Consider the following 26,192-nt stretch of genomic DNA (forward strand, 5'->3'; position numbering starts at 1 on the left):
GGCGGCAGCGAGCCGTTCCCGGTGCCGGCGCTGGCCGGCCTGACCTACGACCCGGGTGCCCGGGGCGGCACCACCACCATCGAGGTGGACCAGCAGGGCCGGCGGCTGCGCGAGTACGTCAGCGTGGCCGGCACGCACAACAACTGCGCCGGCGGCATCACTCCGTGGGGCACCTGGCTGACCTGCGAGGAGACCGAGCAGAAGGCCGGCGGGCAGTACCTGAAGGACCACGGGTACGTCTTCGAGGTGGACCCGCACGACCGGGCCGCCAACCAGAACCCGGTGGCGCTCAAGTTCCTCGGCCGCTACTCGCACGAGGCGGTGGCGGTGGACCCGTACACCCACGCGATCTACCTGACCGAGGACGCGGGCGGCCCGAACGGCCTCTACTTCCGCTGGACCCCGCCGGCCGGCTTCCGGGCCGGCAAGGGCGCCCTGCGCGCGCTCGCCCAGCGCCCGGACGGCGACACCGCCGGCAGCCTCCAGGCGATGAGCTGCTTCCGCGGCAGCCAGCACGTGGCCGACCTCTCCGAGGCCACCACCCCGGGCACCCGCTACAAGGTGGAGTGGGTGGACGTGCCGGACCGGGACGCGAAGACGGTCTCCGTGCGCAAGCAGTTCACCGACGACGAGGTGACCCGCAGCCGCAAGCTGGAGGGCGCCTGGTGGGCCGACGGCGGCGCGTACTTCGTGGCGAGCTTCGCCCGGCACGACGACGGCAGCGTCAACGAGCACGACGGCCAGGTCTGGTTCTACGACCCGCGCACCGAGACGGTGACGCTGAAGACCATCTTCGGCGTCAACCCCGACCCGGACGCGGACAAGGGCAACTACGACGGCCCGGACAACATCACCGTCTCGCCGTACGGCGGCGTGATCCTGGCCGAGGACGGCGAGGGCGTGTCGCACCTGGTCGGCGTGACCGAGCAGGGCAAGGCGTACCCGCTGGCCCGCAACGAGCTCAACGACAGCGAGTTCACCGGCCCGACGTTCAGCGCGGACGGGAAGATCCTGTTCGCCAACATCCAGTCGCCGGGCTACGTCTTCGCGATCACCGGCCCGTGGGGTCGGCCGAGCAACGCGGATGTCGACGCGTCCTGAGTCGACGGTGACGGCCGGCGGCGCCACGGGGGTCGCCGGCCGTCACGCCGTCAGCGGGGGCGGCCGCCCGGATCCGGGCCGCCGTCGGCCACCCGGCCGATCCAGGTGAACGCCGCCGGCCGCGGGCGTCAGCGGGGCGTGGCGGGGTGGCGCAGGCCGTCCAGGGCGATGGTCAGGACCCGGTCGCGCTGGGCCGGCTCGAAGAACTGGTACGCCATGATGCCGCTGACCAGCCGCACCACGTCGTCGAAGGTGGCGTCCGGCCGAGCCGCCCCGGCCTGCTGGGCGCGGCGCAGCAGCGGCTCGCCCGCGGCGTAGATCTCGGTGCGGCAGCTGCGGAACACCTCGGAGTCGTGCACCAACTCCTCGGCGAGGGCCCGCTTGGTGCCGACGTAGGCGACGAACCGGTGCAGCCAGGCGACCAGGGCGTCCCACGGGGGACGGTCCGCCAGGTCGGCGGCGGAGGCGCTGAGCGCCCGCACCTCCTCGACGTAGACCGCCTCGAACAGGTCCCGCCGCTTCGGGAAGTTCCGGTAGAGCGTGCCGATGCCCACGCCGGCCCGCCGGGCGATCTCCTCCAGGGACGCGCCGGCGCCACACTCGCCGAACACCTCCTGGGCGGCGGCGATCAGCGCGTCGTAGTTGCGCCGGGCATCGGCCCGCTTCGGGCGCCGGGCGAAGACCTCGCCCAGCTGGTCAGCGCTGGCCATGACGGGCGTCACCCCTCTCCCCTTGCAAACGGAGGCACCCCTCCGCTACGTTAGTGGAGGCACCCCTCCGGAACTGACCGGAGCCTTGCCTCCGGATAGCTTACTCCGGCTTTCCCCGCCGATCCCACCCACCGCGGTCGGCGAACCAGACATCGGACCCGGGAGGTCCCACCATGCCCGCAACCCGCTGAGACACCTCAGCCCGCCGAGGCCGCCACCGTCGCTGATCCGCGCGAGCGGCCCCCGGAACACCTTTCCCACGTCATGCGAACGGGAGCCATTTCCGTGATCGACACCGTCCGGCGCGACTCGCGCCGGTTGACCTTCCTCGTCCTCGCGGCCGGCGCCGGCTTCTTCGCGATGCTCCAGTCGCTGATCACCCCGGTGCTGCCCACCATCCAGCACGACCTGCACACCTCGCAGAACACCGTGACCTGGGTGCTGACCGCCTACCTGCTGTCCGCGTCGATCTTCACCCCGGTCCTCGGCCGGGTCGGTGACATGGTCGGCAAGGAGCGGACCCTGGTCGTCTCCCTCGCCGCGCTCGCGCTGGGCTGCCTGCTGGCGGCCGTCGCGCCCAACATCGGCATGCTCGTCGTCGCCCGGATCGTCCAGGGCATCGGTGGCGCGGTCTTCCCGCTCTCCTTCGGCATCATCCGCGACGAGTTCCCCGCGGCCCGGGTGAGCTCGGCCGTCGCGGCGATCTCGGCGATCGTCGCCGCCGGCGGCGGCCTCGGCGTCGTGCTGGCCGGGCCGATCGTCGCCACCCTGGGCTACCGCTGGCTGTTCTGGATCCCGATGGTCGTCGTCGGCCTCACCGCGCTCGCGGCGCACCGGTTCGTGCCGGAGTCGCCGGTGCGCACCCCGGGCCGGGTCAGCTGGGCGGCCACCCTGCTCCTCTCCGGCTGGCTGGTGGCCCTGCTGCTGCCGGTCAGCAAGGGCGCCGCCTGGGGCTGGACGTCCGGCCGGGTGATCGGCCTGCTGGCGCTCGCCGGCGTGCTCCTGGCCGGCTGGCTGGTGGCCGAGACCCGCTCGGCGAGCCCGCTCATCGACATGCGGATGATGCGCCTGCCCGCGGTCTGGACGACCAACCTGGTCGCCCTGCTCTACGGCGCCTCGATGTTCTCCGTCTACGCCTTCCTGCCGCAGTTCGTGCAGATCCCGACCAGCGCCGGCTACGGCTTCGGCGCGAGCGTCACCCAGGCCGGGCTGCTCATGCTGCCCATGCTGGTCGGCATGTTCGTGGCCGGCCTCGTCGCCGGCCGACTGTCGGCCCGGTTCAGCACCAAGGCGCAGCTGGCCACGGGCGCCGTGTTCAACGTGCTCGCCGCGGCGATGCTGACCGTCGCGCACGACACCCGCTGGGAGATCGGCGTGGCCGGCGCCCTGGTGGGGCTCGGCATCGGGCTGGCCTTCGCCTCGATGGCCAACCTCATCGTGGCCAGCGTGCCGGCCCGGCAGACCGGCGTGGCGACCGGCATGAACGCCAACATCCGCACCATCGGCGGCGCGATCGGCGCCGCGGTGGCCAGCAGCGTGATCACCGCCCACCCGCAGGCGAGCGGGCTGCCCCGGGAGGCCGGCTTCACCATGGGCTTCCTGCTGCTCACCGGCATCTCGGTGGCCGCCGCGCTGGCCGCCCTGGCCGTTCCGTCCGGCCGCCGGGCGGCGCGCGGACGGCACGCCGAGCCGCCGGTGCGGAGCACCGGGCCGGAGCTGACCGGCGAACTCGTGCCGGCGCGCTGATCGGCCGGAGCCCGGGACGAACCGTCCCGGGCCGGCGGGCGGCCGGCGGTCCATCGCGGACCGCCGGCCGCCGTCGCGTCGGGTCAGCCGATGGCGGACGTCAGCGCGGCCAGGTAGCCGTAGCGGTAGCCGTCGGCGTCCGGGTGGTACGCCTCGATGAGCCCGCTGACGTCGTTGATCCACGGGTCGGCGGCACAGACGCCGTGGCCGGCGAAGAACTGCCGGGTGTCGACGAAGGTGGCCCCGGCGGCCCGGGCCCGGTCGGCGATCACCGTGGCGAGCAGGTCGGCGGCCTGGTTGAGGATGGTCCGCTTGTAGGTGCTCATGGCCAGCAGCCCGAAGTAGTTCGTCTCGAACAGCCGCGGGTAGCCCAGCACCACCAGCCGGGCGTTGGGCGCCCGGTTCCGGATGGCGGCGTAGGTGTTGTCGAGCCGGCCGGGCAGGGTGGCGGTGGCGAAGGCCCGGGCGTCGTTGACGGCGCTCTCGCAGGTCGAGGTGCTGCCGAACCGGCAGCTCGTGATGACGTCGGCGAAGCCGGCGTCGTTGCCACCGATGGTGACGGTGACCAGGGTGGTGCCGGTGCTCAGCGAGTTCACCTGGCTGCCGATGACGTCGGCGGTGACCGCGCCGCCGCAGGCCGGGAACCTGAAGCTGGTGACCGCGTGCGCGGCGGCCCAGAGCGGGGCGTACGACTTCTGGCTGCGCAGGCAGGTCGAGAGGTCGTACGGGCCGGCCCCGACGCCGGAGGAGTAGGAGTCGCCGAGGGCGACGTAGTTGACGGTGGCCGCCTTGGCGACGCCGGGGACGAGCACGGCGCCGAGGACGGCCGCGAGCAGTGCGGCCAGGGCGGTGCGGACGCGACGGGACATGACAGGACCTCCACGGGACAGGGGTGGTGGAGCCCGTAGACCGCGCGCGTGGCCAGGGGTCGGTGCCTTGTTACTAGTCGGTAATACTATCGAAACATCGGCATAAATTGAATAGCGCTCGGTCGCGTTCGGAGGCAGGCGCGTTCACAACCGTCGATTAGGTTGGCGGTGCGTACACCCCGATGGAGGGAGTCCACCCCGTGCGACGCGCTCTCACGGCGGCCATCGCCGCCCTGACCGTCACCACCGCCGGCACCGTCGTGACCGGCACCCCCGGCCAGGCCGCCCTACCGGGCTGGGGCCGGCCGAAGCCCGCGGCGGCCACCCCGACCCCGGGCAGCCCCGGGCTGGGCGACAGCTACTTCCCCGACTACGGCAACGGCGGCTACGACGTCGGCCACTACGACATCCGGCTGCGCTACGAGCCGGCCACCGACCGGGTCAGCGGCACCACGACGATCCTGGCCACCGCCACCCAGGACCTGTCCCGGTTCAACCTCGACTTCCTCCTCGGCGTCGAGTCGGTCCGGGTCAACGGCTGGTCGGCCGGCTTCGCCCGGGAGGGCGTCCACGAACTGGCGGTCACCCCGCCCCGGCCGATCCTCAAGGGACAGCAGCTCACCGTCGTGGTGAGATACGCCGGCATCCCGTCCGAGACGCTGGTCCAGGGCTACACGGGCTGGACCCGGGTGGCCGACGGCGCCCTCGCCGTCAACGAGCCCGAGTCGGCCTGGTGGTGGTTCCCGAGCAACGACCACCCCACCGACAAGGCCACCTGGGACGTCTCCGTCTCGGTGCCGACCGGCGTCGAGGTGGTCAGCAACGGCGTGCAGCCGCGCGACCCGCTGCCCGAGGCCGGCAACCGCACCCGGTGGAGCTGGCGCAGCGTCAAGCCGGGCGCCACCTACCAGGCGTTCCTGGCCATCGGGCAGTACGACATCGTCACCGACACCGCGCCGAACGGGCAGCCGGTGGTGAACGCGTACAGCACCACGCTGGGCGAGCGCGGGCCGGCCGCCCGGGCCAGCATCGAGCGCAGCGCCGAGGTGGTCGACTGGGCGAGCGGCCTGTTCGGGCCGTACCCGTTCGAGGCGCAGGGCGGCGTCGCCGGCCCCGTCGACGGCATCGGCTTCGCCCTCGAGACGCAGAGCCGCCCGGTCTACGGCCCCAGCTTCTGGCGACGCGGTTCCAACGCGTACGTCGTGGTGCACGAGAACGCCCACCAGTGGTTCGGCGACTCGGTCTCGGTGGCCGACTGGCGCGACATCTGGCTGAACGAGGGCTTCGCCTCCTACGCCGAGTGGCTCTGGTCGGAGGAGCAGGGCGAGGGCACCGCCCAGGAGCTGTTCGACTTCACCTACGCCAGCTACCCGGCCGACTCGGAGTTCTGGCAGGTCCTCCCCGGTGACCCGGGGGCCGGCGACATCTTCGCCGACGCGGTCTACGACCGGGGCGCGATGGCGCTGCACCAGCTCCGGCTGGCCGTCGGCGACGAGGCGTTCCTCCGGATCCTGCCGGCCTGGACCGCCGAGCACCGCTACGGCAACGGCACCATCGCCCGGTTCCAGGCGCTCGCCGAGCGGATCTCCGGCCGCGACCTCGACGCCGTCTTCACCACCTGGCTGTTCACCGCCGGGCGGCCGGAGCCGGCCACCGCGGCACGCCTCGCGCTCGCCCCGGTGCGACCGAGGTCGTGGGCGACGATCCGGGCCGCGCACGAGCTGCTGGAGCGCTGACCGGCGCCGGCCGGGGCCCGCTGCGCCACCGCGGGCAGGCCCCGGCCGGTCAGGCCGGCACGGGCGTGGCGGCCGCCGGGGCGGCCGCCTCGATCGCCCGGATGTGCCGGTAGGCGAACCAGAGCGGCGGGAACGCGCCGACCGCGAAGGAGAGGTCGACCAGCGTCCAGAACCAGGGGATGTCGCGCACCGGCCCGCAGATCAGCGCGAGCGGCACGATCCCGGCGCAGGCGATCATGCCGAGCTGCACCACCCAGACGTTGCGCACCGGGTCACGCAGCGGCCCCCAGAACGCCACCGCGAGCACCAGGTGCGCGAAGGCGAGCCAGTCGGTGCCGTAGAGCATGAACGGGTAGCGCTCGCCGGTCTCGACCAGTCCGGTGTGGACCCGCTCGATCCAGGCCACCAGCGCCGGGAACTGGCCGGCGAGCGGGTCCAGCGCCCGGAGCAGCCAGCGCACCTCCAGCTCCAGCGGGAACGCGGTCACCCCGCTGAGGAACAGACCCACCACCACGACCCAGAGCCACCGGCGGATTCGCCGCAGGCGTACCTCGACGTCCATACCGGCAGCGTAGTGACGATCTTCGCGCCGCCGGGCCCCGCCCGGCCCGGCGGCGGCATGACCTCGCTCACCGGGGGCCGGGCGGCGCCGGCTCAGGCGGCCGGGCAGCCGTCGCGGTGCGCGAACGGCGAGCGCAGGCTGGTCCACCGGGAGCGGCGCCGGCCCCGGCGGGGCGCACAGGCCGCGCAGTCCTGGACGGCGCGGGCGGCCCGGCTGGACCGGAGCCGGCCGGCACCGGGACGCGCGCCGGTCGCGGCGCCGGGCAGCGCCACCGGGGAGCCGCCGGCCAGCACGGCCGGCCGGGGCAGTGCCACGGCGGTTGCCGCGACCAGCCCCACACCGGCCGGACGAACGACCCCGGGGGCGGAATTGGCGACGACCGCACCGGCCGGGCGGACCACCCGGGCGGCGGTGGCGGTCGCCGCGACGAGCCCCGCACCGGCCGGGCGGACGACCCGGGCGGCGGTGACGGCGACCCGGCGGACCGGGCGGGCGGCGGGCCCGGCCAGCACCAGGGTGAGCCGGTGGCGCAGCCGCCGCTCGCGGAGCCGGTCCAGGGTCACCCCGGCCGCCGCGGTAGCCACCGCCGTGACCACGCCGGCCAGCACCAGGGTCTGCCGGGGGCCGGCGTGCTCGGCGAGCCAGCCGAGCAGCGGCGCGCCCACGGCCGCCGACACCGAGCCGGTGACCGCCAGGGCGGCCAGCACCCGGCCGCGCATGGCGTAGTCGGTGTCGAGCTGGGCCCGGGCGCCGACAGTGGTGTCGATGACCACCGCCGCGGCCGCCACCGGCAGGATCACCGCGGCGAAGCTCAGCGTGCCCGGGGCCAGTCCGGCGACAATCTGCAGCCCGCTGGCCAGCAGGCCGGCCCCGACGAGCACCGCGTAGCCGAGGTCCGCGCGGCGCGCCGCGAACAGGGCGCCGAGCACCGTGCCGACGGCGAAGACGGTGGAGAGGAAGCCGTAGCCGGACGCGCCGCCGTGCAGCGGCCCGTCGCTCATCGCGGCCATGGTGACCTGGTAGTTGCGGCCCAGGCTGCCGAGCACGAAGGAGAGCGCCAGGGCCACCAGCACGACCGGCTGGCCCAGCAGGTAGCGGAAGCCGGCCCGGATGCCGCCGTCGGCCGGGGCCGCGTCGGCCGACGCCGCCGCACCGGCGTGCCGCTCCCCCTCGCGTACGGCGAACAGGGCCACGACGACCGCGACGAAGCTGGCGGCGTTCACGGCGAAGAGCAGGGCGGGGCCGACGGCAGCGACCACGACGGCGCCGAGGCTCATGCCGAGGATCCGCCCGGCGGAGTTGGTGAGCGAGCCGAGCGCGAGGGCGTTGCCGAGGCTCTCCCGGTCCACCAGGGTGGAGGCCCAGCGGCCCATCACCGGCCCCTCGATCGCCGACACCGCCCCGGTGGCCAGCGAGATCGCGTAGATCGCCGGGAGGCCGCCGGTGCCCGTGACGGCGACCACGGCCAGCCCGGCGGCGAGCAGCGCGTGCGCGGCCTGGGCGCCGATCAGCAGCGGCTTGGCGGGCACCCGGTCGGCCAGCGCGCCGCCCCAGACGCTCAGCACCAGGGTGGGCAGCGCCTGGAGCAGGACGGTGAACCCCATCGAGGTGGCCGATCCGGTTTCCGCCAGCACGTACCAGTTGACGCCGAGCACCTGCATCCAGGTGCCGATGACCGACACGAACCCGGCCGCGGCCCAGATCCGGTAGTTGCGGTGGCGCAGCGCGGCGAACGTGGCGCCGAGGGCCATGAGTGTTTCCCCGTCCAGACGGTGACACGACGAAGCCGGACCCCCGCGGGTCCGGCCAGCGGACAAGTCTGGCGGCCGGTAAACCTCCCGACGACAGTTGGTGAGAGGGTTCACGACGGAGGTCGGGCGCGCGGGACGGCCGGGCACGAACCGGGCCCGGACGCACGACACCCCGGTCCGCCGGGGACCGGGGTGTCGGTGCTGTGCCGGGTCAGCGGGCGGCGAGCGGCTGGCGCGCCGGGTCGACCGGCGCGGGCAGCGTGCCGACCCCGCCCAGGTACGCGTGGATGGCCGCGGCGGCGGCCCGGCCCTCGGCGATCGCCCAGACGATCAGCGAGGCGCCCCGGTGCATGTCCCCGGCCACGAACACGCCGTCGGCGCCGGTCTGCCAGTCGGGGCGGGCGTCGACGGCGCCCCGGCCGTTGCGGGTCACCCCGAGCTGGGCCAGCAGCGGCTGGTCCTCGGTGCCCTCGAAGCCGATGGCGAGCAGCACCAGGTCGGCCGGGATCTCCCGCTCCGAGCCCGGCAGCGCCGTGACGATCCGCCGGCCGTCGACCTTCTCGACGGTCACCTCGGCGATCCGGACCGCCCGGACCTGGCCGGTGCCGTCGTCGACGAACTCCTGCACCGCCACGGCAAAGACCCGATCGCCGCCCTCCTCGTGCGCCGGATAGCTGCGCAGCACCCATGGCCAGGTGGGCCACGGGTCGCGGGCGGCGTCCCGGTCGGCCGGGGGCTCCGGGTAGAGGTCGAGCTGGTGCACGCCGGCCGCGCCCTGGCGGTGGGCGACGCCGAGGCAGTCGGCGGCCGTGTCGCCACCACCGATGATCACCACGTGCTTGCCGGCCGCGTCGATCGGCGTGCCGTCCGGGAGCGTGGCGAGGGCGGGCTGGCCCTCACCCGCCGCCGCGACCACCCGGTTCGCGGCCACCAGGTGCGCCATGGCCTGGTGTACGCCGCGCAGCGCCCGCCCCGGCGTCTCCGGCGTGTCCCGGCCCTGGAGCGCGCCGCAGGCGAGCAGCACGGCGTCGTGCTCGGCCCGCAGTTGCTCGGCGGTGACGTCGACGCCGACATCCACCCCGGTGCGGAAGCGCACCCCCTCGGCGGCGAGCTGCGCCAGCCGCCGGTCGACGTGCCGCTTCTCCAGCTTGAAGTCGGGGATGCCGTAGCGGAGCAGCCCACCGAGCGCGTCGTCCCGCTCGTACACGGTGACGGCGTGACCGGCGCGGGCGAGCTGCTGCGCGGCGGCGAGCCCGGCGGGGCCGGAGCCGACCACGGCGACGGACCGCCCGGTCGGCGCCGGCGCCGGCTGCGGGCGCAACCCGCCCCGGGCCGCCGCGGCGTCGGCGATCTCCACCTCGACCTGCTTGATGGTGACCGGCTGCTGGCCGCCCAGGCCGAGCACGCAGGCCGCCTCGCAGGGCGCCGGACAGAGCCGGCCGGTGAACTCGGGGAAGTTGTTGGTGGCGTGGAGCGACTCCACCGCGGCGTCCCAGCCGCCGGTGCGGACCAGGTCGTTCCAGTCCGGGATCCGGTTGCCGAGCGGGCAGCCGTCGTGACAGAAAGGGATGCCGCAGTCCATGCAGCGGGTGGCCTGCTCGCGGGTCAGCTCCTCGCCGGCCGGCGGGTAGACCTCCCGCCAGTCCATGATCCGCACCGGGACCGGGCGGCGGGCGGGCAGCCGCCGGTCGTAGCGCAGGAAACCGTTCGGGTCAGGCACGAGCCACCTCCTGGGCGACCGCCCGCGGGGCGGGCGGCATGGACGCGGCGGAGGCCGCCTGCGGAGCTGCTGCGGCGGCCGTCGCCGCCAGTGCGCTCATCACCGCGTCGTCGACGTCGTGGCCGGCGGCTTCGGCGGCCCGCATGATCTCCAGCACCCGGCGGTAGTCCCGGGGCACCACGGCGGTGAACTCCTCCACCGCCTCCGGCCAGCGCTTGAGCAGCTCCTCGGCGACCGCCGAGTCGGTCTCGGCGAAGTGCCGCTGGACCAGCTCGTGCAGCCGCTCCCGCTCCTCCTCGCGCAGCGGCGACAGGTCGACCAGCTCGGCGTTGACCAGGCGGCGGTCCAGCCGGTGCACGAACGCGGTGCCGCCGGACATCCCGGCCGCGAAGTTGCGCCCGGTCGGCCCGAGCACCACCACCGTGCCGCCGGTCATGTACTCGCAGCCGTGGTCGCCGACGCCCTCGACGACGGCCACCGCGCCGGAGTTGCGTACCGCGAACCGCTCGCCGACCCGGCCACGCAGGAAGACCTCGCCGCCGGTGGCGCCGTAGAGGATCGTGTTGCCGGCGATGATCTGGTCCTCGGCGCGGCGGCCCGGGTCGGCGTCCGCGCCGGCGAACGGCGCGGCCGCGTCCGGGCGGACGACGAGCCGCCCGCCGGAGAGGCCCTTGCCGACGTAGTCGTTGGCGTCGCCGTGCAGGCGCAGGGTGACCCCGCGCGGCAGGAACGCGCCGAACGACTGGCCGGCGGTGCCGCGCAGCAGGAACTCGACGGTGTCGTCGGGCAGGCCGGCGCCGCCGAAGCGGCGGGTCACCTCGCCGCCCAGCATCGCGCCCACGCTGCGGTGCTCGTTGCGCACGGCCACCTCGACCCGCACGGGGCTGCCGTCGCGCAGCGCCGGCTCGGCCAGGGCGACGAGCTGGTTGTCCAGCGCCAGCTCGAGGCCGTGGTCCTGGGCCCGGATCCCGCGGCGGGCCGCGCCCGCGGGCAGCTCGGGCAGGTGCAGCACCCGGCTCAGGTCGAGGCCGTGACCCTTCCAGTGGTCGATCGCCTCGGTGACGTCGAGCAGCTCGGTGTGCCCGATCGCCTCCTCGACGCTGCGGAAGCCCAGCTCGGCCAGATAGCCGCGGACCTCCTCGGCCAGGAAGAGGAAGAAGTTCTCCACGAACTCCGGCTTGCCGGTGAAGCGCTCGCGCAGCACCGGGTTCTGGGTGGCGATGCCGACCGGGCAGGTGTCCAGGTGGCAGACCCGCATCATCACGCAGCCCTCGACGATCAGCGGGGCGGTGGCGAAGCCGAACTCCTCGGCGCCGAGCAGCGCCGCGACCAGCACGTCCCGGCCGGTCTTGAGCTGGCCGTCGACCTGCACGGTGACCCGGTCGCGGAGCTTGTTGAGCAGCAGCGTCTGCTGCGCCTCGGCCAGGCCCAGCTCCCAGGGGGTGCCGGCGTGCTTGAGCGAGTTGAGCGGCGAGGCGCCGGTGCCGCCGTCGTGGCCGGAGATCAGGATGACGTCGGCCTTCAGCTTGGCCACGCCGGCCGCCACGGTGCCGACCCCGACCTCGCTGACCAGCTTGACGTGCACCCGGGCGGCCGGGTTGACGCACTTCAGGTCGTGGACGAGCTGGGCCAGGTCCTCGATCGAGTAGATGTCGTGGTGCGGCGGCGGGGAGATCAGGCCGACGCCCGGGGTGGCGTGCCGGGTCCGGGCGATCCACGGCCAGACCTTGTTGCCGGGCAGCTGGCCGCCCTCGCCGGGCTTCGCGCCCTGGGCCATCTTGATCTGGAGGTCGTCGGCGTTCACCAGGTACTCGCTGGTCACACCGAACCGGCCGCTGGCGATCTGCTTGACCGCCGAGCGGCGCCGCGGGTCGTGCAGCCGATCGACGTCCTCGCCGCCCTCGCCGGTGTTCGACTTGCCGCCGAGGCGGTTCATGGCGATGGCCAGGGTCTCGTGCGCCTCCGCCGAGATCGACCCGTACGACATGGCGCCGGTGGCGAACCGCTTGACGATCTCGCTCGCCGGCTCCACCTCGTCGAGCGGCACCGGCGGCCGCACCCCGGTGCGCAGGGTGAACAGCCCACGCAGCGAGCCGGCCCGCGCGGCCAGCTCGTCGACCTTGGCGGTGTACTGCCGGAAGACGTCGTACTGGCGGCTGCGGGTGGCGTGCTGGAGCAGGAAGACCGTCTCCGGGTTGAACAGGTGCAGTTCGCCCTCGCGGCGCCACTGGTACTCGCCGCCGACCTCCAGCCGGTCGGTCGCCCGGGCGCCCGGCGCCGGCCAGGCCAGCGCGTGCCGGGCGGCCACCTCGGCGTGGATCTCGGCCAGCCCGATGCCGCTGATCGTGCTCGGGGTGCCCCGGAAGTAGCGCTGGACCAGCCGGGTGTCCAGGCCGACCGCCTCGAAGACCTGCGCGCCGCAGTACGACGAGACCGTCGAGATGCCCATCTTCGACATGATCTTCAGGACGCCCTTGCCGAGCGCCTTGACGTAGTTGCGGACCGCCTTGCCCGCGTCCACGCCGGCCAGCGCGCCCGTGGAGATCATGTCCTCGACCGACTCGAAGGCCAGGTACGGGTTGACCGCCGCCGCGCCGTAGCCGATCAGCACGGCCGCGTGGTGCACCTCGCGGCAGTCGCCGGACTCGACGATCAGCGCCACCTGGGTCCGGGTCTGCTCCCGCACCAGGTGCTGGTGCACCGCGGCGGTGAGCAGCAGCGACGGGATCGGGGCCAGGTCGGCGTTGGAGTCCCGGTCGGAGAGCACCAGGATGCGCACGCCGTCCTCGATCGCCTCGGAGACGTGCCGGCAGATCTCGGTGAGCCGGGCCTTGATGCCGGCGCCGCCGTCGCGGATCCGGTAGAGCCCGGAGACCCGGACCGCCTTGAAGCCGGGCAGGTCGCCGTCCTCGTCGATGGAGAGGATCTTGGCCAGCTCGTCGTTGTCGATCACCGGGTAGGGCAGCACGATCTGCCGGCAGCTCGCCGGGCCCGGGTCGAGCAGGTTGCCCTCGGGTCCGATGGTGGACGCCAGGCTGGTCACGAGCTCCTCGCGGATGGCGTCCAGCGGGGGGTTGGTGACCTGGGCGAAGAGCTGGTGGAAGTAGTCGTAGAGCAGCCGCGGCCGGGTGGAGAGCGGGGCGATCGGGGTGTCCGTGCCCATCGAGCCGATCGGCTCCGCGCCGCTGCGGGCCATCGGGGCGAGCAGGATCTTCAGCTCCTCCTCGGTGTAGCCGAAGGTCTGCTGCCGGCGGCGTACCGAGTCGTGGGTGTAGACGATGTGCTCGCGCGGGGGCAGGTCGTCCAGCTCGATGAGGCCGGCGTGCAGCCACTCCCCGTACGGCCGGGCGGCGGCCAGCTCGGCCTTGATCTCGTCGTCCTGGACGATCCGGCCGTTGACCGTGTCGACAAGGAACATCCTGCCGGGCTGGAGCCGGCCCTTGGCGACCACGGTGGCCGGGTCGAGGTCGAGCACGCCCGCCTCGCTGCCCAGCACCACCAGGCCGTCGGCGGTCCGCCACCAGCGGCCCGGGCGCAGCCCGTTGCGGTCCAGCACCGCGCCGACGATCTCGCCGTCGGTGAAGGCGACCGAGGCGGGGCCGTCCCACGGCTCCATGAGGCTGGCGTGGAAGCGGTAGAACGCGCGCTTGTCGGCGCGCATCTCCGGGTCGTTCTCCCAGGCCTCCGGGATCATCATGAGCACCGCGTGCGGCAGGCTCCGCCCGGCCAGGTGCAGCAGTTCGAGGACCTCGTCGAAGTTCGCCGAGTCGGAGGCGGCCGGCGTGCAGACCGGGAAGACCCGGCGGATGTTGCCGGGCAGGTTCGGGCTGCGCAGCAGCGCCTCGCGGGCCTGCATCCAGTTGCGGTTGCCGCGGATCGTGTTGATCTCGCCGTTGTGCGCGATGAACCGGTACGGGTGGGCCAGCGGCCAGGACGGGAAGGTGTTGGTGGAGAACCGGGAGTGCACCAGCGCGATCGCGCTGACGACCCGCTCGTCGGTCAACTCCGGGTAGAACGCCGGGAGCTGGTCCGGGGTGAGCATGCCCTTCCAGACCATGGTCCGCCCGGACAGCGACGGGAAGTAGGCCGGCACGCCACGCTCGGCGCTCTCCCGCTCGACCTGCTTGCGCAGGCAGAACGCCACCCGGTCCAGGTCGAGCCCGGTCAGCGGGGAGCCGGCCGGCCCGGCGGGCGCATCGGTGAGCCGGTGCGCGGCCAGGAAGAGCTGCCGGACCCGGGGCATCGCCGCGAGGGCGGTCTCGCCGAGGCCGGACGGGTCGGTGGGCACCTCCCGCCAGCCGAGGATGTCGGCCCCCTCGACCAGCGCGTACTTCTCCACCACCCGGCGGGCCCGGGCCTCGGCCGCGTCGTCGTCGGGCAGGAAGACCAGGCCGGTGGCGTACTCGCCGACGGGCGGCAGCGGGAAGTCGACGACCGCACGCAGGAACGCGTCCGGCACCTGGATCATGATCCCCGCGCCGTCACCGGTGTTGTGCTCCGCGCCCCGGGCGCCCCGGTGGTCCAGCCGGCAGAGCGCCCCGAGGCCGTTCGCCACGACCTCGTGCGAGCGGCGCCCGTGCAGGTCGGCCACGAAGGCCACACCGCAGGCGTCGTGCTCGTGCGCGGGGTCGTAGAGCCCCGTCGTCCGCGGGGCCGGCTGGGGGCTGTGAGGGTACGGAAAGGCCACCGGGCCTCCTGTCGTCACTCAGGTTGGAACATGGTGGGGACGACGTCGGCCCTCGGGGGTTTTATTGAGTCTACGTTAGGGCTTCCGGCGCAAGGCCAGTTCAGATTGATCACACTTCCAGAATCTGGGACGTGTAGTCTCGCGCGGTGGATGTCGTACGCGCTGACGTGCTCGACCGGTTGGAGCGTTTCTACGACGCGGTGCCCCGGGACGGGGCCCGGACGGAGGAACACGGCGCCCTCGTGCTGTTCGTCCGGGACGGGGCCGGTTGGCCGTTCTACGCCCGCCCCCGGCTGGACGCCACCGAGCCGCCCTCGCTGGCCGACGTGACGGCCGTGCGGGCCCGGCAGCGCGAGCTGGGCCTGCCGGAGGCGTTCGAGTGGGTGCACGAGCTCACCCCGGACCTGCTGGCGGTGGCCCGCTCGGCCGGGCTGAGCGTGCTGGAGGCGCCGCTCATGGTGCTCGAGCCGGAGCGCCTGCCCGACCCGGCGACGCTCAGCGACGTGCCGGTGCGGGTCCTCGACCCCGCCGACCCCGGCTTCGCGGCGGACGTGGCGCTGCGCCGCGCCGTCGCCGCGGTCGGCTTCTCACACGGCGGCACCGCGCGCGGCGAGGCCGGCCCGGCCGAGCGGGACGCCGCGGTCTCCCGGCTGGACGTGGTCGCGCTGGAGGAGGAGGCGGTCCGCATCGCCGACGGCCGGCGCATCTCGGCGCTCGCCGAGAACCCCGGCGAGGGTGCGCTGGCCAGCGGCATGGCCATGCGGGTCGACGACGTGGCGGAGATCGCCGGGGTGGCCACCCTGCCGGCCGCCCGCCGGCGCGGCCTCGGCGCGGCGGTGACCGCCACCCTCGCCCACCGGCTGCGCGCCGCCGGCACCGACCTGATCTTCCTCTCCGCCGGCAGCGAGGAGATCGCCCGGGTCTACCTGCGGGTCGGCTTCCGCCGGGTGGGGACCGCCTGCATCGCCGAACCCACCGCCGTGATCGGCTGACCCGTGGGTCAGGCCGGTGGCTGCCAGGAGGCGGCGGCCGCCGCGGCCGTGTTGCGCAGCCGCGGGCTGATCGTGCCCAGCGCGGCGTCGCGGGCACGCAACGCCAGCCGGCCCCGGGTCTGCAGGACGGCAGACATCCGGCGGGTCTGCCGCACCATGGTCGCCGCGCGGGGCCGGCGCAGCCGGTCGTAGGCGGCCACGGCGTCGGGGAGCCGGGACTCCCGCAGCAGCGCCGACAGGGTGGCCGCGTCCTCGAAGGCGAGGCAGGCGCCCTGCCCGAGGTGCGGCGGCATGGCGTGCGCGGCGTCGCCGAGCAGCACCACCCCGCCCGGCCCGGCCGGGAAGCCGTACGCCCGGGGCAGCGGGCGCAGCTCCCGGATCTCCTGCTGCACCAGAGCGGCCGGGTCGGTCGCGTCGAGCAGCGTGCCGATCGGGGCGGGCCAGCCCGCGTACCAGCGCTTGAGCAGGGCGAGCTGGGTCTCCGGCGGCTCGGGGCGGGGTGCCCCGGCGGCCGTGGCCACCCAGTAGATGCCGCCCCGGCGGGAGGCGCCGCCGGCGCCCCGGTTGCCGAGCGAGGCGGCCACGAAGCGGTAGCCGGCGCCCAGCGTCTCGCCGTACACCGGCTGGTCGTCGGGGAACTGCGGGGCCCGGTACCAGGGGATGACGGCCCGCCAGGCGGCGCAGCCGGAGCTGACCACGGCCGTCTCCGGGGCGAGCTGCCGGCGGATCTCGCTGTCGGTGCCGTCGGCCGCGACCACCAGGTCGGCCTCGACGGTGTGCCGGCCGTCGCCGACCGCGGGACGCTCGCCGGGCGCCGCCCGCACCGTCCGCACGGTCACCCCGGTGCGCAGCTCCACCTGGTCGCCCAGCCCGGCGATCAGCGCGTCGTGCAGGTCCTCCCGGTGCACCACCACCGGCATCCGCTCGGCCGGGGCGGGGCGGGGCTGCACCAGCCAGTGCCCGTCGGGGCGGCGTACCCCGCCGTCGGGCAGCGGGGTGGCGATCGCGTCCAGCCCGGCGCCGAGGCCGAGGGCGCGCAGCGCGCGTACCCCGTTGGGCCAGAGCACCACGGCGGTCGTCTCCGGACGGACCCGGTCGGCCCGTTCGAGGAGGGTGACCCGCCAGCCGGACCGGGCCAGCGCGCCGGCCACCGCCAACCCGCCGAGGCCGGCGCCGACCACCACCGCGCTCCGCATGACTCCCCCGCTCAGCTGTCCCGGTCGGCGGGGCGGGCGCCGCCGGCGCCGGCCCGGTCCTCGTCCGTCCGGTCCTCGTCCGTCCGGTCCTCGTCCGTCCGCTCCGGATCGGGCCTCGCCTCGTCGGCCTCCGCCGGCTCGCGCTCCGCGGTGTCCGCGTCGGTCGCGGCCTCCGCGGTCCCCTCCTCGACGGTCGCGACCTCGTCGGCCTCGTCCCGGTCGGCCTCGGCGGCCGCCGCGGGCTCCTCGGCGGGGACCTCGCCGGTGTCCCGGTAGGCGCGGAACTGCTCCTCGGTCACGACCCGGTAGCCCTCCGGCGCGACCGGCCGAGCCCCGGCCTCCCGAGCGGAGAGGTCGACCTGGGACACGTCGCCGCCCGCGGGCGGGACCGGGGCGGCCGGCTCGCCGACCGGGATCAGGTATTCGCGCGGCCCGCGCACCCGCAGGAAGTAGACCAGCGCGCCGAGGAAGACCAGCGCCGCGGTCCACACGTTGAGGCGCACGCCGAGGATGTGGTTGGCCTCGTCGGTGCGCATCAGCTCGATCCAGAACCGGCCCGCCGTGTAGCCCATCACGTAGAGAGCGAAGGCCCGGCCGCGGCCCAGCCGCAGCTTCCGGTCGAGGACCAGGACCAGCGCGGCGACGCCGATGTTCCAGAGCGCCTCGTAGAGGAAGGTCGGGTGGTAGAGCCCCGGCTGGAGGACCGGGTTGCCGGCGTCGTCACGCAGCGCGTGCCCCGGGTTGTCCGGGTCCATCACGTGGACCTCCAGACCCCAGGGCAGGGTGGTGCGCCCGCCGTAGAGCTCGTTGTTGAACCAGTTGCCGAGCCGGCCGACCGCCTGGGCCAGCGGCAGCCCCGGCGCCAGCGCGTCGGCCACCACGGCGAACGGGATGCCCAGCTGCCGGGCGGCGAACCAGGCGCCGACCGCGCCGCCGGCCACCGCGCCCCAGATGCCGAGGCCGCCCTCCCAGATGGCGAACGCCTTGAGCGGCTGGCCGTCGGCGCCGAAGTATTTCTCGGGCGAGGTGATCACGTGGTAGATCCGGGCGCCGACGATGCCCGCGGGCACCGCCCAGACGGCGATGTCGAGCACCGCGCCCGGGGCGACGCCGCGGCGGCGCAGCCGGTATTCGGTGACCACGCAGGCCACCACGATGCCGACGATGATGCAGAGCGCGTACGCCCGGAGCGGAACCGGTCCGAGCTGCCAGACGGCGGTGCCGGGGCTGGGCAGGGCCGCCAGGGGGGTCATCGGGGCGAGGGTCACGGGTGCACACGGTACCGGTGCGGACCGTGCTCGCGGCACCCCGGTCCGGCCGGGTTCGCGGCTCGGATGACTTCTGGTTTGCGCGGTCGTAGGCTCTTTGTCCATGAGCGCGCTCACCTGGGCGGTCGCCGCGGTCGTCACCGACCCGTCCGGCCGGGTGCTGCTCTGCCGGCGGTCCGGCGGCGGCCGGCGCTGGGCGCTGCCCGGCGGGCGGCTGCGCCGCGACGAGAGCCCGGCCGAGGCCGCGCGCCGGGAGATCCGCGCCGAGACCGGCTGGGAGGTCGACCTGGTCGACCTCGTGGGCCTCTACCGGCTCGGCGACCCCGCCGCTCCCCCGCCTGCGGCCGGCCACTGCGGCGCCCTGCCCGACGTGCTCGTGCACGTGTTCCGGGCCGGGGTGCTCGGCGACGCGCCGGCCGGCGCCCCGGCGGGCGGCTGCCGCCTCGACTGGCACCCGCCGGACGCGCTGCCCGAAGCGCTCACCCCGACCACCCGCGCGGCCGTGACCGACGCGCTGGCCGGCCGCTCCGGCGTCCTGCACGAGACGACGCCGGGCGGCGGCGAGGTGGGGCCGGCCGGTGAGGCGACGGCCCCACCCGGGCAGCGGGCCGGGGGCGGGTTGGGCACCACCCTCCGGTGACACCCGCGTGGAGCAGCCGTCAGCGGGCGGGGTTGCGGACGCCCTCGGCGAGTTCGGCGCTGAGGGTGCGCAGGGCGGTCAGGCCGGCGGCCCGGTCGGGGGCGTCGAGCACGCAGCGGACCAGCGCGCTGCCCACGATCACCGCGTCGGCGTAGCCGGCGACGGTGCCGGCCTGGGCGCCGGTGCCCACGCCCAGCCCGACGCCGACCGGCAGGTCGGTGACCTCGCGCAGCCGGGAGACCAGGACCGGGGCCGCCTCGGAGGTCTGCGCCCGGGCGCCGGTCACGCCCATGATCGCGGTGGCGTAGACGAAGCCGCGGCAGTGCTCGGCGGTCATCTTCAGCCGGGCGTCGGTGGAGGACGGGGAGACCAGGAAGGTCCGGTCCAGGGCGTGCGCCTCCGAGGAGGCCAGCCACTCGCCGGCCTCCTCCGGGATCAGGTCCGGAGTGATCAGGCCGGTGCCGCCGGCCGCGGCCAGGTCGCGGGCGAACGCGTCGACGCCGTACTGCTCGATCGGGTTCCAGTAGGTCATGGTGACCACCGGCGCGCCGGTCGCGGCGACCGCCTCGATGATGCGCAGCGCGTCCGCGGTGCGTACGCCGCCGGCCAGGGCGATGTCGCTGGCCTTCTGGATGACCGGACCGTCCATCACCGGGTCGGAGTAGGGGATCTCCACCTCGATGACGTCGACGCCGGCCTCGACCATGGCGGTCATCGCGGCGATGCTGCCCTCGACGGTCGGGAAGCCGGCCGGCATGCAGCCGACCAGCACCGCCCGCCCGTCGGCCCGGGCCTTGTCGAAGGCGACCCCGATCCGGCTCACGCTCTCACTCCTTGTCGAGGATGCCGAAGTATTCACCGGCGGTGTGCACGTCCTTGTCGCCCCGGCCGGAGAGGTTGACCACGATGACCGGCTCCCGGCCCAGCTCGGCGGCGAGCTGCGGGGCGATCTTGCGGGCCCCGGCGAGCGCGTGCGAGCTCTCGATCGCCGGGATGATGCCCTCGGTGCGGCAGAGCAGCTCGAAGGCGGCCATCGCCTCGTCGTCGTCGACGGGCAGGTAGGTGGCCCGGCCGCTGTCGTGCAGCCAGGCGTGCTCCGGCCCGACGCCCGGGTAGTCCAGGCCGGCCGAGATCGAGTGCGACTCGACCGTCTGGCCGTCCTCGTTCTGCAAGACGTACGTCCGGGTGCCGTGCAGGACGCCCGCCGAGCCGCCGGTGATGCTGGCCGCGTGCCGGCCGGTCGCCACGCCCTCGCCGCCGGCCTCGAAGCCGTAGAGCCGCACGCCGGTGTCGGGCACGAAGGCGTGGAAGATGCCCAGCGCGTTGGAGCCGCCGCCCACGCAGGCCGCGACGGCGTCCGGCAGCGCGCCGGTGAGGTCGAGGCACTGCTGGCGGGCCTCCACGCCGATGCCGCGCACGAAGTCGCGGACCATCTCGGGGAACGGGTGCGGGCCGGCGGCGGTGCCGATCAGGTAGTGGGTGCTGTCGACGTTGGCGACCCAGTCCCGCATCGCCTCGTTCATCGCGTCCTTGAGCGTGCGGGAGCCGGTGGTGACCGGCACGACGGTGGCGCCGAGCATCCGCATCCGGGCCACGTTGAGCGCCTGCCGCTCGGTGTCCACCTCGCCCATGTAGACCACGCACTCGAGGTCGAACAGGGCGGCGGCCGTGGCGGTGGCCACGCCGTGCTGGCCGGCGCCGGTCTCCGCGATCACCCGCTGCTTGCCCATCCGCTTGGTGAGCAGCGCCTGGCCGAGCACGTTGCGCACCTTGTGCGCCCCGGTGTGGTTGAGGTCCTCCCGCTTGAGCAGGACCCGGGCCCCGAGCTGGGCGGAGAGCCGCCGGGCCTCGTAGAGCAGCGAGGGGGTGCCGGCGTAGTCGCGCAGCAGGGCGTCGAACTCGGCGAGGAAGCTCTCGTCGGTCATCGCCTTCCGGTACGCCGCGTCCAGCTCGTCGAGCGCGGCGACCAGGGCCTCGGGGACGAACCGGCCACCGAACCGGCCGAAGTGACCGGCGGCGTCGGGGAGCTGACCGGCCGGGGCCGCGGCGTCAGTGCTCATCGCGGGAGTCCTCTCGAGACGTGTCGGGACCCGGCGCGGGTCAGCGCACCGGGCGGGGCGTGGCCGGGTGGTTGCCGGCGTTGACCAGCTCGGCGACCGCCTCGCGGGGGCTCTTCTGGGTGACCAGGCCCTCGCCGACCAGGACCGCGTCGGCGCCGGCCGAGGCGTAGCGGATGAGGTCGTGCGGGCCGCGCACGCCGGACTCGGCGATCTTGACGACGCTGCTCGGCAGGCCGGGCGCGATCCGCTCGAACACCGAGCGGTCGACCTCCAGGGTACGCAGGTCACGGGCGTTGACGCCGATCACCTGCGCGCCGGCCTCCATGGCCCGGTCGGCCTCCTCCTCGGTGTGCACCTCGACGAGCGCGCACATGCCCAGCGACTCGATCCGCTCCAGCAGCCCGACCAGGACGTTCTGCTCCAGCGCGGCGACGATCAGCAGCACCAGGTCGGCGCCGTGCGCCCGCGCCTCGTGCACCTGGTAGCTGGAGACCACGAAGTCCTTGCGCAGCACCGGCACGTTCACCGCGGCGCGGACCGCGGCCAGATCGTCCAGCGACCCGCCGAACCAGCGGCCCTCGGTCAGCACGCTGATGGCCCGGGCGCCGCCGGCCGCGTAGTCGCTCGCCAGGTCGGCCGGGTCGGCGATCTCGGCCAGCCGCCCCTTGGACGGCGACGAGCGCTTCACCTCGGCGATCACGGCCACGCCGGGCCGGCGCAGCGCCGCGTACGCGTCCAGCGGCGGCGGTGCGGCGGCGGCCAGCTCGCGGATCCGCTCCAGCGGAACCTGCTCCTGCCGCCGGGCCACGTCCTCGCGCACGCCGGCCAGGATCTCGTCGAGCACGCTTGCGGACGCCGCCGATCCGGCCTCGTCCCCCTCCGCGTGCGCATGCTCAGCAGTCACCAACGGACTCCCCTCTCCGGGTGTCATGGGCCGATGCTAGGGGGCGCCACCTGGCGACAAGTGCCGGGGGTATGGCGCTCCTCACGAAATGGGCTGTGGCATGATGACGGACTTCCGGTGAACACGGTGTCACGCAGCGCCACCGCGCCCATCGACCGGCGTCACCCGGGCGCCTCCCGCGCCTCCGGCCGCCACATCGACCGCCGCCCATGACCTATCTCACCATGGCGGCCGATTCCGCGCAGGGCCGTGACGGCCGTCGATGCTGTGAGCAAGCTCAAGGACGAACGGCCCTGCCCAGGTCGGGGCGGCTGCCGCAGAGTTGACCTGGGCTTCACGGCGGCGAAACGTGAGCCCGGCAGCATCTCCCTCGGGCAGACTCGATGAGGCGGCTGCCGACCGTCGCCAACGATCTCGTGCGGGGTGACCATGAGCGCCAACGGGCCGAACCAGACCCTCGGATTCACCACCATCTCCCGGAGCGTCGCGTCGCTCGCCGTCAGCGTGGTGCACACCCTCGAAGCCATGGCCGGCGACGGCCGGACGCGCACCGCCCGGGGCAACGCCTGGGAGGCGGTCTGCGCCGACCGGGCCCGGGCCGCACAGCGCCGCGAACTGGACCGCCTGGTGGCCGAGCTGGCCGCCGCCCGCGCCGCGGCCGGGGCCGCGGTCCGGGAGCGCCGTGACGCGCGCGACGCCCAGCCGGTGAGCTGACCCCCGACCGGACGCCCGGCCGCGTCAGCTGACCGTCGGGTCCTCGCCCCGGTCGAGCGCCTCCCAGGCGTCCCGGGTGCCCCGCTCGACCGCCGGCCGCTGCGCCCCGGCGGGCTCGGTCGGCCGCGCCGCCCGCCGCTCGTAACGGGCGCCCATCGCCGGCCAGCCGCCGCCGCGCAGCGCCGTGAGCAGCCCGCCGGCCACCAGGACCAGCCCGCCCACCAGCACCAGCGCCGGCCACTGCCGGCTCACCCCGGTCTCGGTCAGGCCGTAGCCGCCGCCCGCCGCCACGCCCAGCCCGAGCAGGGTGAGCAGGCCGCCCAGCAGCCGCCGGACCCGCCCCCGGGTGGCCAGCACCGCGCCGCCGCCGGCCAGCCCGACCACGGCCAGCGCGGACACCCAGGGCAGCAGCTCCGCGCCGGTGCGGGTGTGCCGGCCGGGCGGCAGCGAGCCGCGGGCGGTCAGCTCGACCGACCAGGTCCGGGTCACCGCCCAGAACGCCAGGCCCGCGCCGGCCAGGCAGAGCAGCACGGCGTACGTCAGCTCGCGCCGGCCCCGCGCGGCGGGCGCGCCGGTCGACGCGCTCATCGCGCGGGCCGCAGGGTCTCGGCGGCGGCGATGGCGGCGAGCACCGCGGCGGCCTTGTTCCGGGTCTCCTGGTCCTCGGCGGCGGGATCGGAATCGGCCACCACCCCGGCACCGGCCTGCACGTAGGCCCGCCCGTCGCGGATCAGCGCGGTGCGGATGGCGATCGCCATGTCCAGGTCGCCACCGAAGCCGAAGTAGCCGACGGTGCCGCCGTAGAGGCCGCGCCGCACCGGCTCCAGCTCCTCGATGATCTCCATGGCCCGCACCTTGGGGGCGCCGGAGAGGGTGCCGGCGGGGAAGGTCGCGGCGAGCGCGTCGAAGGCGGTGCGGTCGGCCCGCAGCTCGCCGACGACCGTGGAGACGATGTGCATGACGTGGCTGTAGCGCTCGATCGTGGCGAACTCCGGCACCTCGACCGTGCCCGGCCGGCAGACCCGGCCCAGGTCGTTGCGGCCCAGGTCGACCAGCATGACGTGCTCGGCCCGCTCCTTCGGGTCGGCGAGCAGTTCGGCGGCCAGCCGGGCGTCCGCCGCCGGGGTGCCGCCGCGCGGCCGGGTGCCGGCGATCGGGTGCAGCAGCGCGCGGCGCCGCCCGTCCGCGGCAGTGCTCACCTTGAGGTGCGCCTCGGGCGAGGAACCGACGATGTCGAAGCCGTCGAAGCGCAGCAGGTACATGTAGGGGCTGGGGTTGGTGGTGCGCAGCACCCGGTAGACGTCGAGCGGGTCGGCGTGGGTGGGGCGTTCGAAGCGCTGGCTGAGCACGATCTGGAAGCACTCGCCGGCCCGGATCGCCTCCTTGGCCGCCTCCACCGCCTTCGGGTAGCCGCCTTCCGGCGTCCGGCTGACCACCTCGCCGACGCCGGGCCGGGCGACCGTCGAGATCATGGGCGGAATCGGTCGGGACAGCGCGGTGGTCATCGCGTCCAGCCGCCCCACCGCGTGGTGGTACGCGGCCGCGACCAGCGACTCCCGGTCGGGCGCGTCGGTCGGCGGCAGCACCGCGTTGGCGACCAGGATCGCCGAGCCGTCGTAGTGGTCGAGCACCACGAGGTCGGTGGCGAGCATCATGCCCAGCTCGGGCACGTCGAGTTCGTCCTCGGTCAGCTCGGGCAGCCGCTCGAAGCGGCGGACCAGGTCGTAGCCCAGGTAGCCGACCATGCCCCCGGTGAGCGGCGGCATGCCGCTGGCCGGGTCCCAGGCCGGGCCGGCCAGCGCCGCGACGGTCTCCCGGAGCGCGGCCACCGGGTCGCCGTCGGCCGGCACCCCGGCGGGCGGCTCGCCGGCCCAGACCGCCGCGCCGTCCCGCTCGGTCAGCGTGGCGCCGCTGCGCACCCCGATGAAGGAGTAGCGCGACCAGGCCATCCCGGCCGAGCCGACGCCCTGCTCGGCGGATTCCAGCAGGAACGTGCCGGGGCCGCCGGCGAGCTTGCGGTAGACGCCGACCGGGGTCTCCGCGTCGGCGAGCAGCCGCCGGGTGACCGGCACGACCCGCCAGCGGGCCGCCAGGTCGGCGAAGGTGCCCTGGTCCGGGCTGACCGTGCCGTCGGTCATGAGGTCGCCTCCGGGGAGCTGACCGGCAGCTCGGTGAAGAAGCAGGTGCGGTGCCCGGTGTGGCATGCCGCGCCGACCTGGTCGACGCTGACCAGCAGCGCGTCGCCGTCGCAGTCCAGCGCGACCGACCGGACGTACTGATGGTGGCCGGAGGTGGCGCCCTTGACCCAGTACTCCTGGCGGCTGCGCGACCAGTAGGTGGCCCGGCCGGTGGTCAGGGTGCGGTGCAGGGCCTCGTCGTCCATCCAGGCGACCATCAGCACCTCGCCCGAGTCGTGCGCGCGGACCACCGCGGCCACCAGGCCGTCGGGGGTACGGCGCAGCCGGGCCGCGATGGCCGGGTCGAGCCGGGAGGGGCGGGCCGGGCCGGGGGCCGCGGCGCCGCCGGAGCTGGCGGATGCGCCGGTCACCGGCGCGTCAGAGGCGGGCACGGTTGACCATTCTCCCGCACGGGGCACGGGCACCGCCGACGTGTCCCGGAGAGCGGGCCCGGGGCGGACCAGCGCCCGGGTGAGCTGGCCGAGGTAGCGGTCCAGGCGGCCGTCCACCAGGGCCTCGGCCAGGTCCCCGCCGCCGACCGCGGCGATCTCCCCGGCGTACGGGCGGATCAGCGGGACGATCCCGGTGACCAGCCGGCCGGCGGCGGCGCCCACCTCGGCGGCGCCGCCGGGGCGCAGCCCGAGGCAGCGCAGCATGTCCTCGCGGTAGCCGGGCGGCACGACCGGCAGGTCCAGCGCGGCGGCCAGGGCGGCCCGCCGGGACACCACCCGGACCGAGGGGTTGGCCGGCCGCAGCACCGACGGGCAGAGGCGGGCCAGGTCGGCGGCGGCGAGCCGGAGCCCCACCGGGTCGCCGGCCCAGCGGGCGCCGGCCACCTTGCCCAGGGTGGCGATCAGCTCCTCGAGGCGGGGCTCGTCGGCGGGCTGGCAGAGCACCGGCAGGTCGATCCGGCGCCGCCACGCCGGCGCCGCCCAGAGCAGCCGGGCCGGCGCGCTGACCGGCAGCCCGAACGCCCAGTCGGCGGGCTGGCCCAGCCGGCGCACCCAGGAGCGGACGTCCCGGACGGCCACCGAGACGTGCACCAGCCGGCCGTCGAACTCGGCCAGGTAGGCCCGGCGGGCCACGTACGGGGCGGGGCGGGCCGGACCCGCCGCCCCGGGCGCCGGGGTGGCGGGTGCCTCGCCGGCGTCGCCGGCCCGCTCGTCGTCGACCGCGACCAGCACGTCCACGTCGACGTCGCTGTGCTCGGTGGCGGCCCGCCGGGCGTGGCTGCCTCGCAGCATGATCCCGACGACGGGACGGTCGGCGTCCTGCCGGAGGCGGGCGGCCCAGTCGTCGAGGAATTCCGGCAACTCCAGCTCGGCGCGTCCGCCGCCGGGCTGCGACCTGGAGCTGCCG

General features: G+C 75.2%; 20 protein-coding genes and 1 pseudogene. 6 read left to right on the plus strand and 15 right to left on the minus strand.

Features of this window, described 5'->3' with window-relative positions; all coding sequences use genetic code 11:
- On the plus strand, positions 1-1,101 hold a 1,101-nt coding region (locus ABZV78_RS11825; protein ID WP_355637790.1), incomplete at its 5' end, for an alkaline phosphatase PhoX.
- A 128-nt stretch (positions 1,102-1,229) separates the two neighbouring features.
- Here the strand turns inward: ABZV78_RS11825 and ABZV78_RS11830 are convergent.
- Positions 1,230-1,811: a TetR/AcrR family transcriptional regulator gene (locus ABZV78_RS11830; RefSeq protein ID WP_355637792.1), complete on the minus strand. Its 582-nt coding sequence runs from the start codon at positions 1,809-1,811 to the stop codon at positions 1,230-1,232.
- Between the two features lie 285 nt (positions 1,812-2,096).
- Here ABZV78_RS11830 and ABZV78_RS11835 point away from each other — a divergent pair, with 285 nt between their 5' ends.
- Positions 2,097-3,557, plus strand: coding sequence for an MFS transporter (locus ABZV78_RS11835; RefSeq protein ID WP_355637794.1), 1,461 nt, complete (start codon positions 2,097-2,099; stop codon positions 3,555-3,557).
- Between the two features lie 83 nt (positions 3,558-3,640).
- Here ABZV78_RS11835 and ABZV78_RS11840 read toward each other — a convergent pair whose 3' ends face one another.
- The gene (locus tag ABZV78_RS11840) at positions 3,641-4,426 is read right to left on the minus strand and encodes an SGNH/GDSL hydrolase family protein (protein ID WP_355637796.1); all 786 of its coding nucleotides are present in this window, start codon (positions 4,424-4,426) and stop codon (positions 3,641-3,643) included.
- A gap of 200 nt (positions 4,427-4,626) precedes the next feature.
- Here ABZV78_RS11840 and ABZV78_RS11845 point away from each other — a divergent pair, with 200 nt between their 5' ends.
- Positions 4,627-6,162, plus strand: coding sequence for a M1 family metallopeptidase (locus tag ABZV78_RS11845; protein WP_355637798.1), 1,536 nt, complete (start codon positions 4,627-4,629; stop codon positions 6,160-6,162).
- Positions 6,163-6,211: 49 nt separating this feature from the next.
- Here ABZV78_RS11845 and ABZV78_RS11850 read toward each other — a convergent pair whose 3' ends face one another.
- The 4 genes from ABZV78_RS11850 to gltB all read right to left on the minus strand — a co-directional run bounded on the left by ABZV78_RS11850 (position 6,212) and on the right by gltB (position 14,882).
- Positions 6,212-6,724: a hypothetical protein gene (locus ABZV78_RS11850; RefSeq protein ID WP_355637800.1), complete on the minus strand. Its 513-nt coding sequence runs from the start codon at positions 6,722-6,724 to the stop codon at positions 6,212-6,214.
- Positions 6,725-6,816: 92 nt separating this feature from the next.
- The gene (locus ABZV78_RS11855; protein ID WP_355637802.1) at positions 6,817-8,475 is read right to left on the minus strand and encodes an MFS transporter; all 1,659 of its coding nucleotides are present in this window, start codon (positions 8,473-8,475) and stop codon (positions 6,817-6,819) included.
- 211 nt (positions 8,476-8,686) lie between these two features.
- Positions 8,687-10,195 (minus strand): glutamate synthase subunit beta, encoded by a 1,509-nt coding sequence (locus ABZV78_RS11860; RefSeq protein WP_355637804.1) that lies wholly within the window; start codon positions 10,193-10,195, stop codon positions 8,687-8,689.
- Positions 10,188-14,882, minus strand: a complete 4,695-nt coding sequence (gltB, locus tag ABZV78_RS11865; protein ID WP_355637806.1) for a glutamate synthase large subunit — start codon at positions 14,880-14,882, stop codon at positions 10,188-10,190. The genes ABZV78_RS11860 and gltB overlap by 8 nt, the downstream gene beginning before the upstream one ends.
- Positions 14,883-15,028: 146 nt before the next feature.
- On the opposite strand from gltB, the gene ABZV78_RS11870 reads away from it, so the two are divergent.
- Positions 15,029-15,874 carry a GNAT family N-acetyltransferase gene (locus ABZV78_RS11870; RefSeq protein WP_355637808.1) on the plus strand — a complete coding sequence of 282 codons (846 nt, stop codon included), beginning with the start codon at positions 15,029-15,031 and terminating at the stop codon, positions 15,872-15,874.
- Positions 15,875-15,882: 8 nt separating this feature from the next.
- On the opposite strand, the gene ABZV78_RS11875 is transcribed toward ABZV78_RS11870, so the two are convergent.
- Together ABZV78_RS11875 and lgt are read right to left on the minus strand one after the other, a co-directional pair.
- Positions 15,883-17,070, minus strand: coding sequence for an NAD(P)/FAD-dependent oxidoreductase (locus ABZV78_RS11875; protein ID WP_355637810.1), 1,188 nt, complete (start codon positions 17,068-17,070; stop codon positions 15,883-15,885).
- Between the two features lie 11 nt (positions 17,071-17,081).
- The gene (gene lgt / locus ABZV78_RS11880; protein WP_355637812.1) at positions 17,082-18,338 is read right to left on the minus strand and encodes a prolipoprotein diacylglyceryl transferase; all 1,257 of its coding nucleotides are present in this window, start codon (positions 18,336-18,338) and stop codon (positions 17,082-17,084) included.
- Positions 18,339-18,441: 103 nt separating this feature from the next.
- Here lgt and ABZV78_RS11885 point away from each other — a divergent pair, with 103 nt between their 5' ends.
- A complete protein-coding gene (locus ABZV78_RS11885) occupies positions 18,442-18,978 on the plus strand; it encodes an NUDIX hydrolase (RefSeq protein WP_355637813.1) in 537 nt (178 codons plus the stop codon).
- 19 nt (positions 18,979-18,997) lie between these two features.
- Here the strand turns inward: ABZV78_RS11885 and trpA are convergent, their stop codons facing one another.
- The 3 genes from trpA to trpC are packed head-to-tail and all read right to left on the minus strand — an operon-like array spanning position 18,998 to position 21,882.
- Positions 18,998-19,801, minus strand: coding sequence for a tryptophan synthase subunit alpha (gene trpA / locus ABZV78_RS11890; protein WP_355637815.1), 804 nt, complete (start codon positions 19,799-19,801; stop codon positions 18,998-19,000).
- Between the two features lie 4 nt (positions 19,802-19,805).
- Positions 19,806-21,038: a tryptophan synthase subunit beta gene (gene trpB, locus ABZV78_RS11895; RefSeq protein ID WP_355637817.1), complete on the minus strand. Its 1,233-nt coding sequence runs from the start codon at positions 21,036-21,038 to the stop codon at positions 19,806-19,808.
- A gap of 40 nt (positions 21,039-21,078) precedes the next feature.
- A complete protein-coding gene (gene trpC, locus ABZV78_RS11900) occupies positions 21,079-21,882 on the minus strand; it encodes an indole-3-glycerol phosphate synthase TrpC (RefSeq protein ID WP_208863091.1) in 804 nt (267 codons plus the stop codon).
- Positions 21,883-22,371: 489 nt separating this feature from the next.
- On the opposite strand from trpC, the gene ABZV78_RS11905 reads away from it, so the two are divergent.
- Positions 22,372-22,656, plus strand: a complete 285-nt coding sequence (locus ABZV78_RS11905; RefSeq protein WP_355637819.1) for a hypothetical protein — start codon at positions 22,372-22,374, stop codon at positions 22,654-22,656.
- A 24-nt stretch (positions 22,657-22,680) separates the two neighbouring features.
- Here ABZV78_RS11905 and ABZV78_RS11910 read toward each other — a convergent pair whose 3' ends face one another.
- The 4 genes and pseudogenes from ABZV78_RS11910 to ABZV78_RS11925 all read right to left on the minus strand — a co-directional run.
- On the minus strand, positions 22,681-23,244 hold the full coding sequence (locus tag ABZV78_RS11910; protein ID WP_355637821.1) for a Trp biosynthesis-associated membrane protein: 564 nt from the start codon (positions 23,242-23,244) through the stop codon (positions 22,681-22,683).
- A complete protein-coding gene (locus ABZV78_RS11915; RefSeq protein WP_355637823.1) occupies positions 23,241-24,794 on the minus strand; it encodes an anthranilate synthase component I in 1,554 nt (517 codons plus the stop codon). The genes ABZV78_RS11910 and ABZV78_RS11915 overlap by 4 nt, the downstream gene beginning before the upstream one ends.
- Positions 24,791-25,225: a phosphoribosyl-AMP cyclohydrolase gene (gene hisI / locus ABZV78_RS11920; protein WP_355637886.1), complete on the minus strand. Its 435-nt coding sequence runs from the start codon at positions 25,223-25,225 to the stop codon at positions 24,791-24,793. The genes ABZV78_RS11915 and hisI overlap by 4 nt, the downstream gene beginning before the upstream one ends.
- 180 nt (positions 25,226-25,405) lie before the next feature.
- Positions 25,406-26,077: pseudogene (locus ABZV78_RS11925) on the minus strand (phosphoribosyl-AMP cyclohydrolase); the annotation flags it as partial.
- Between the last annotated feature and the right edge of the window lie 115 nt (positions 26,078-26,192).

This window comes from Micromonospora sp. NPDC004540, from assembly GCF_040610095.1.
GTDB lineage: Bacteria > Actinomycetota > Actinomycetes > Mycobacteriales > Micromonosporaceae > Micromonospora.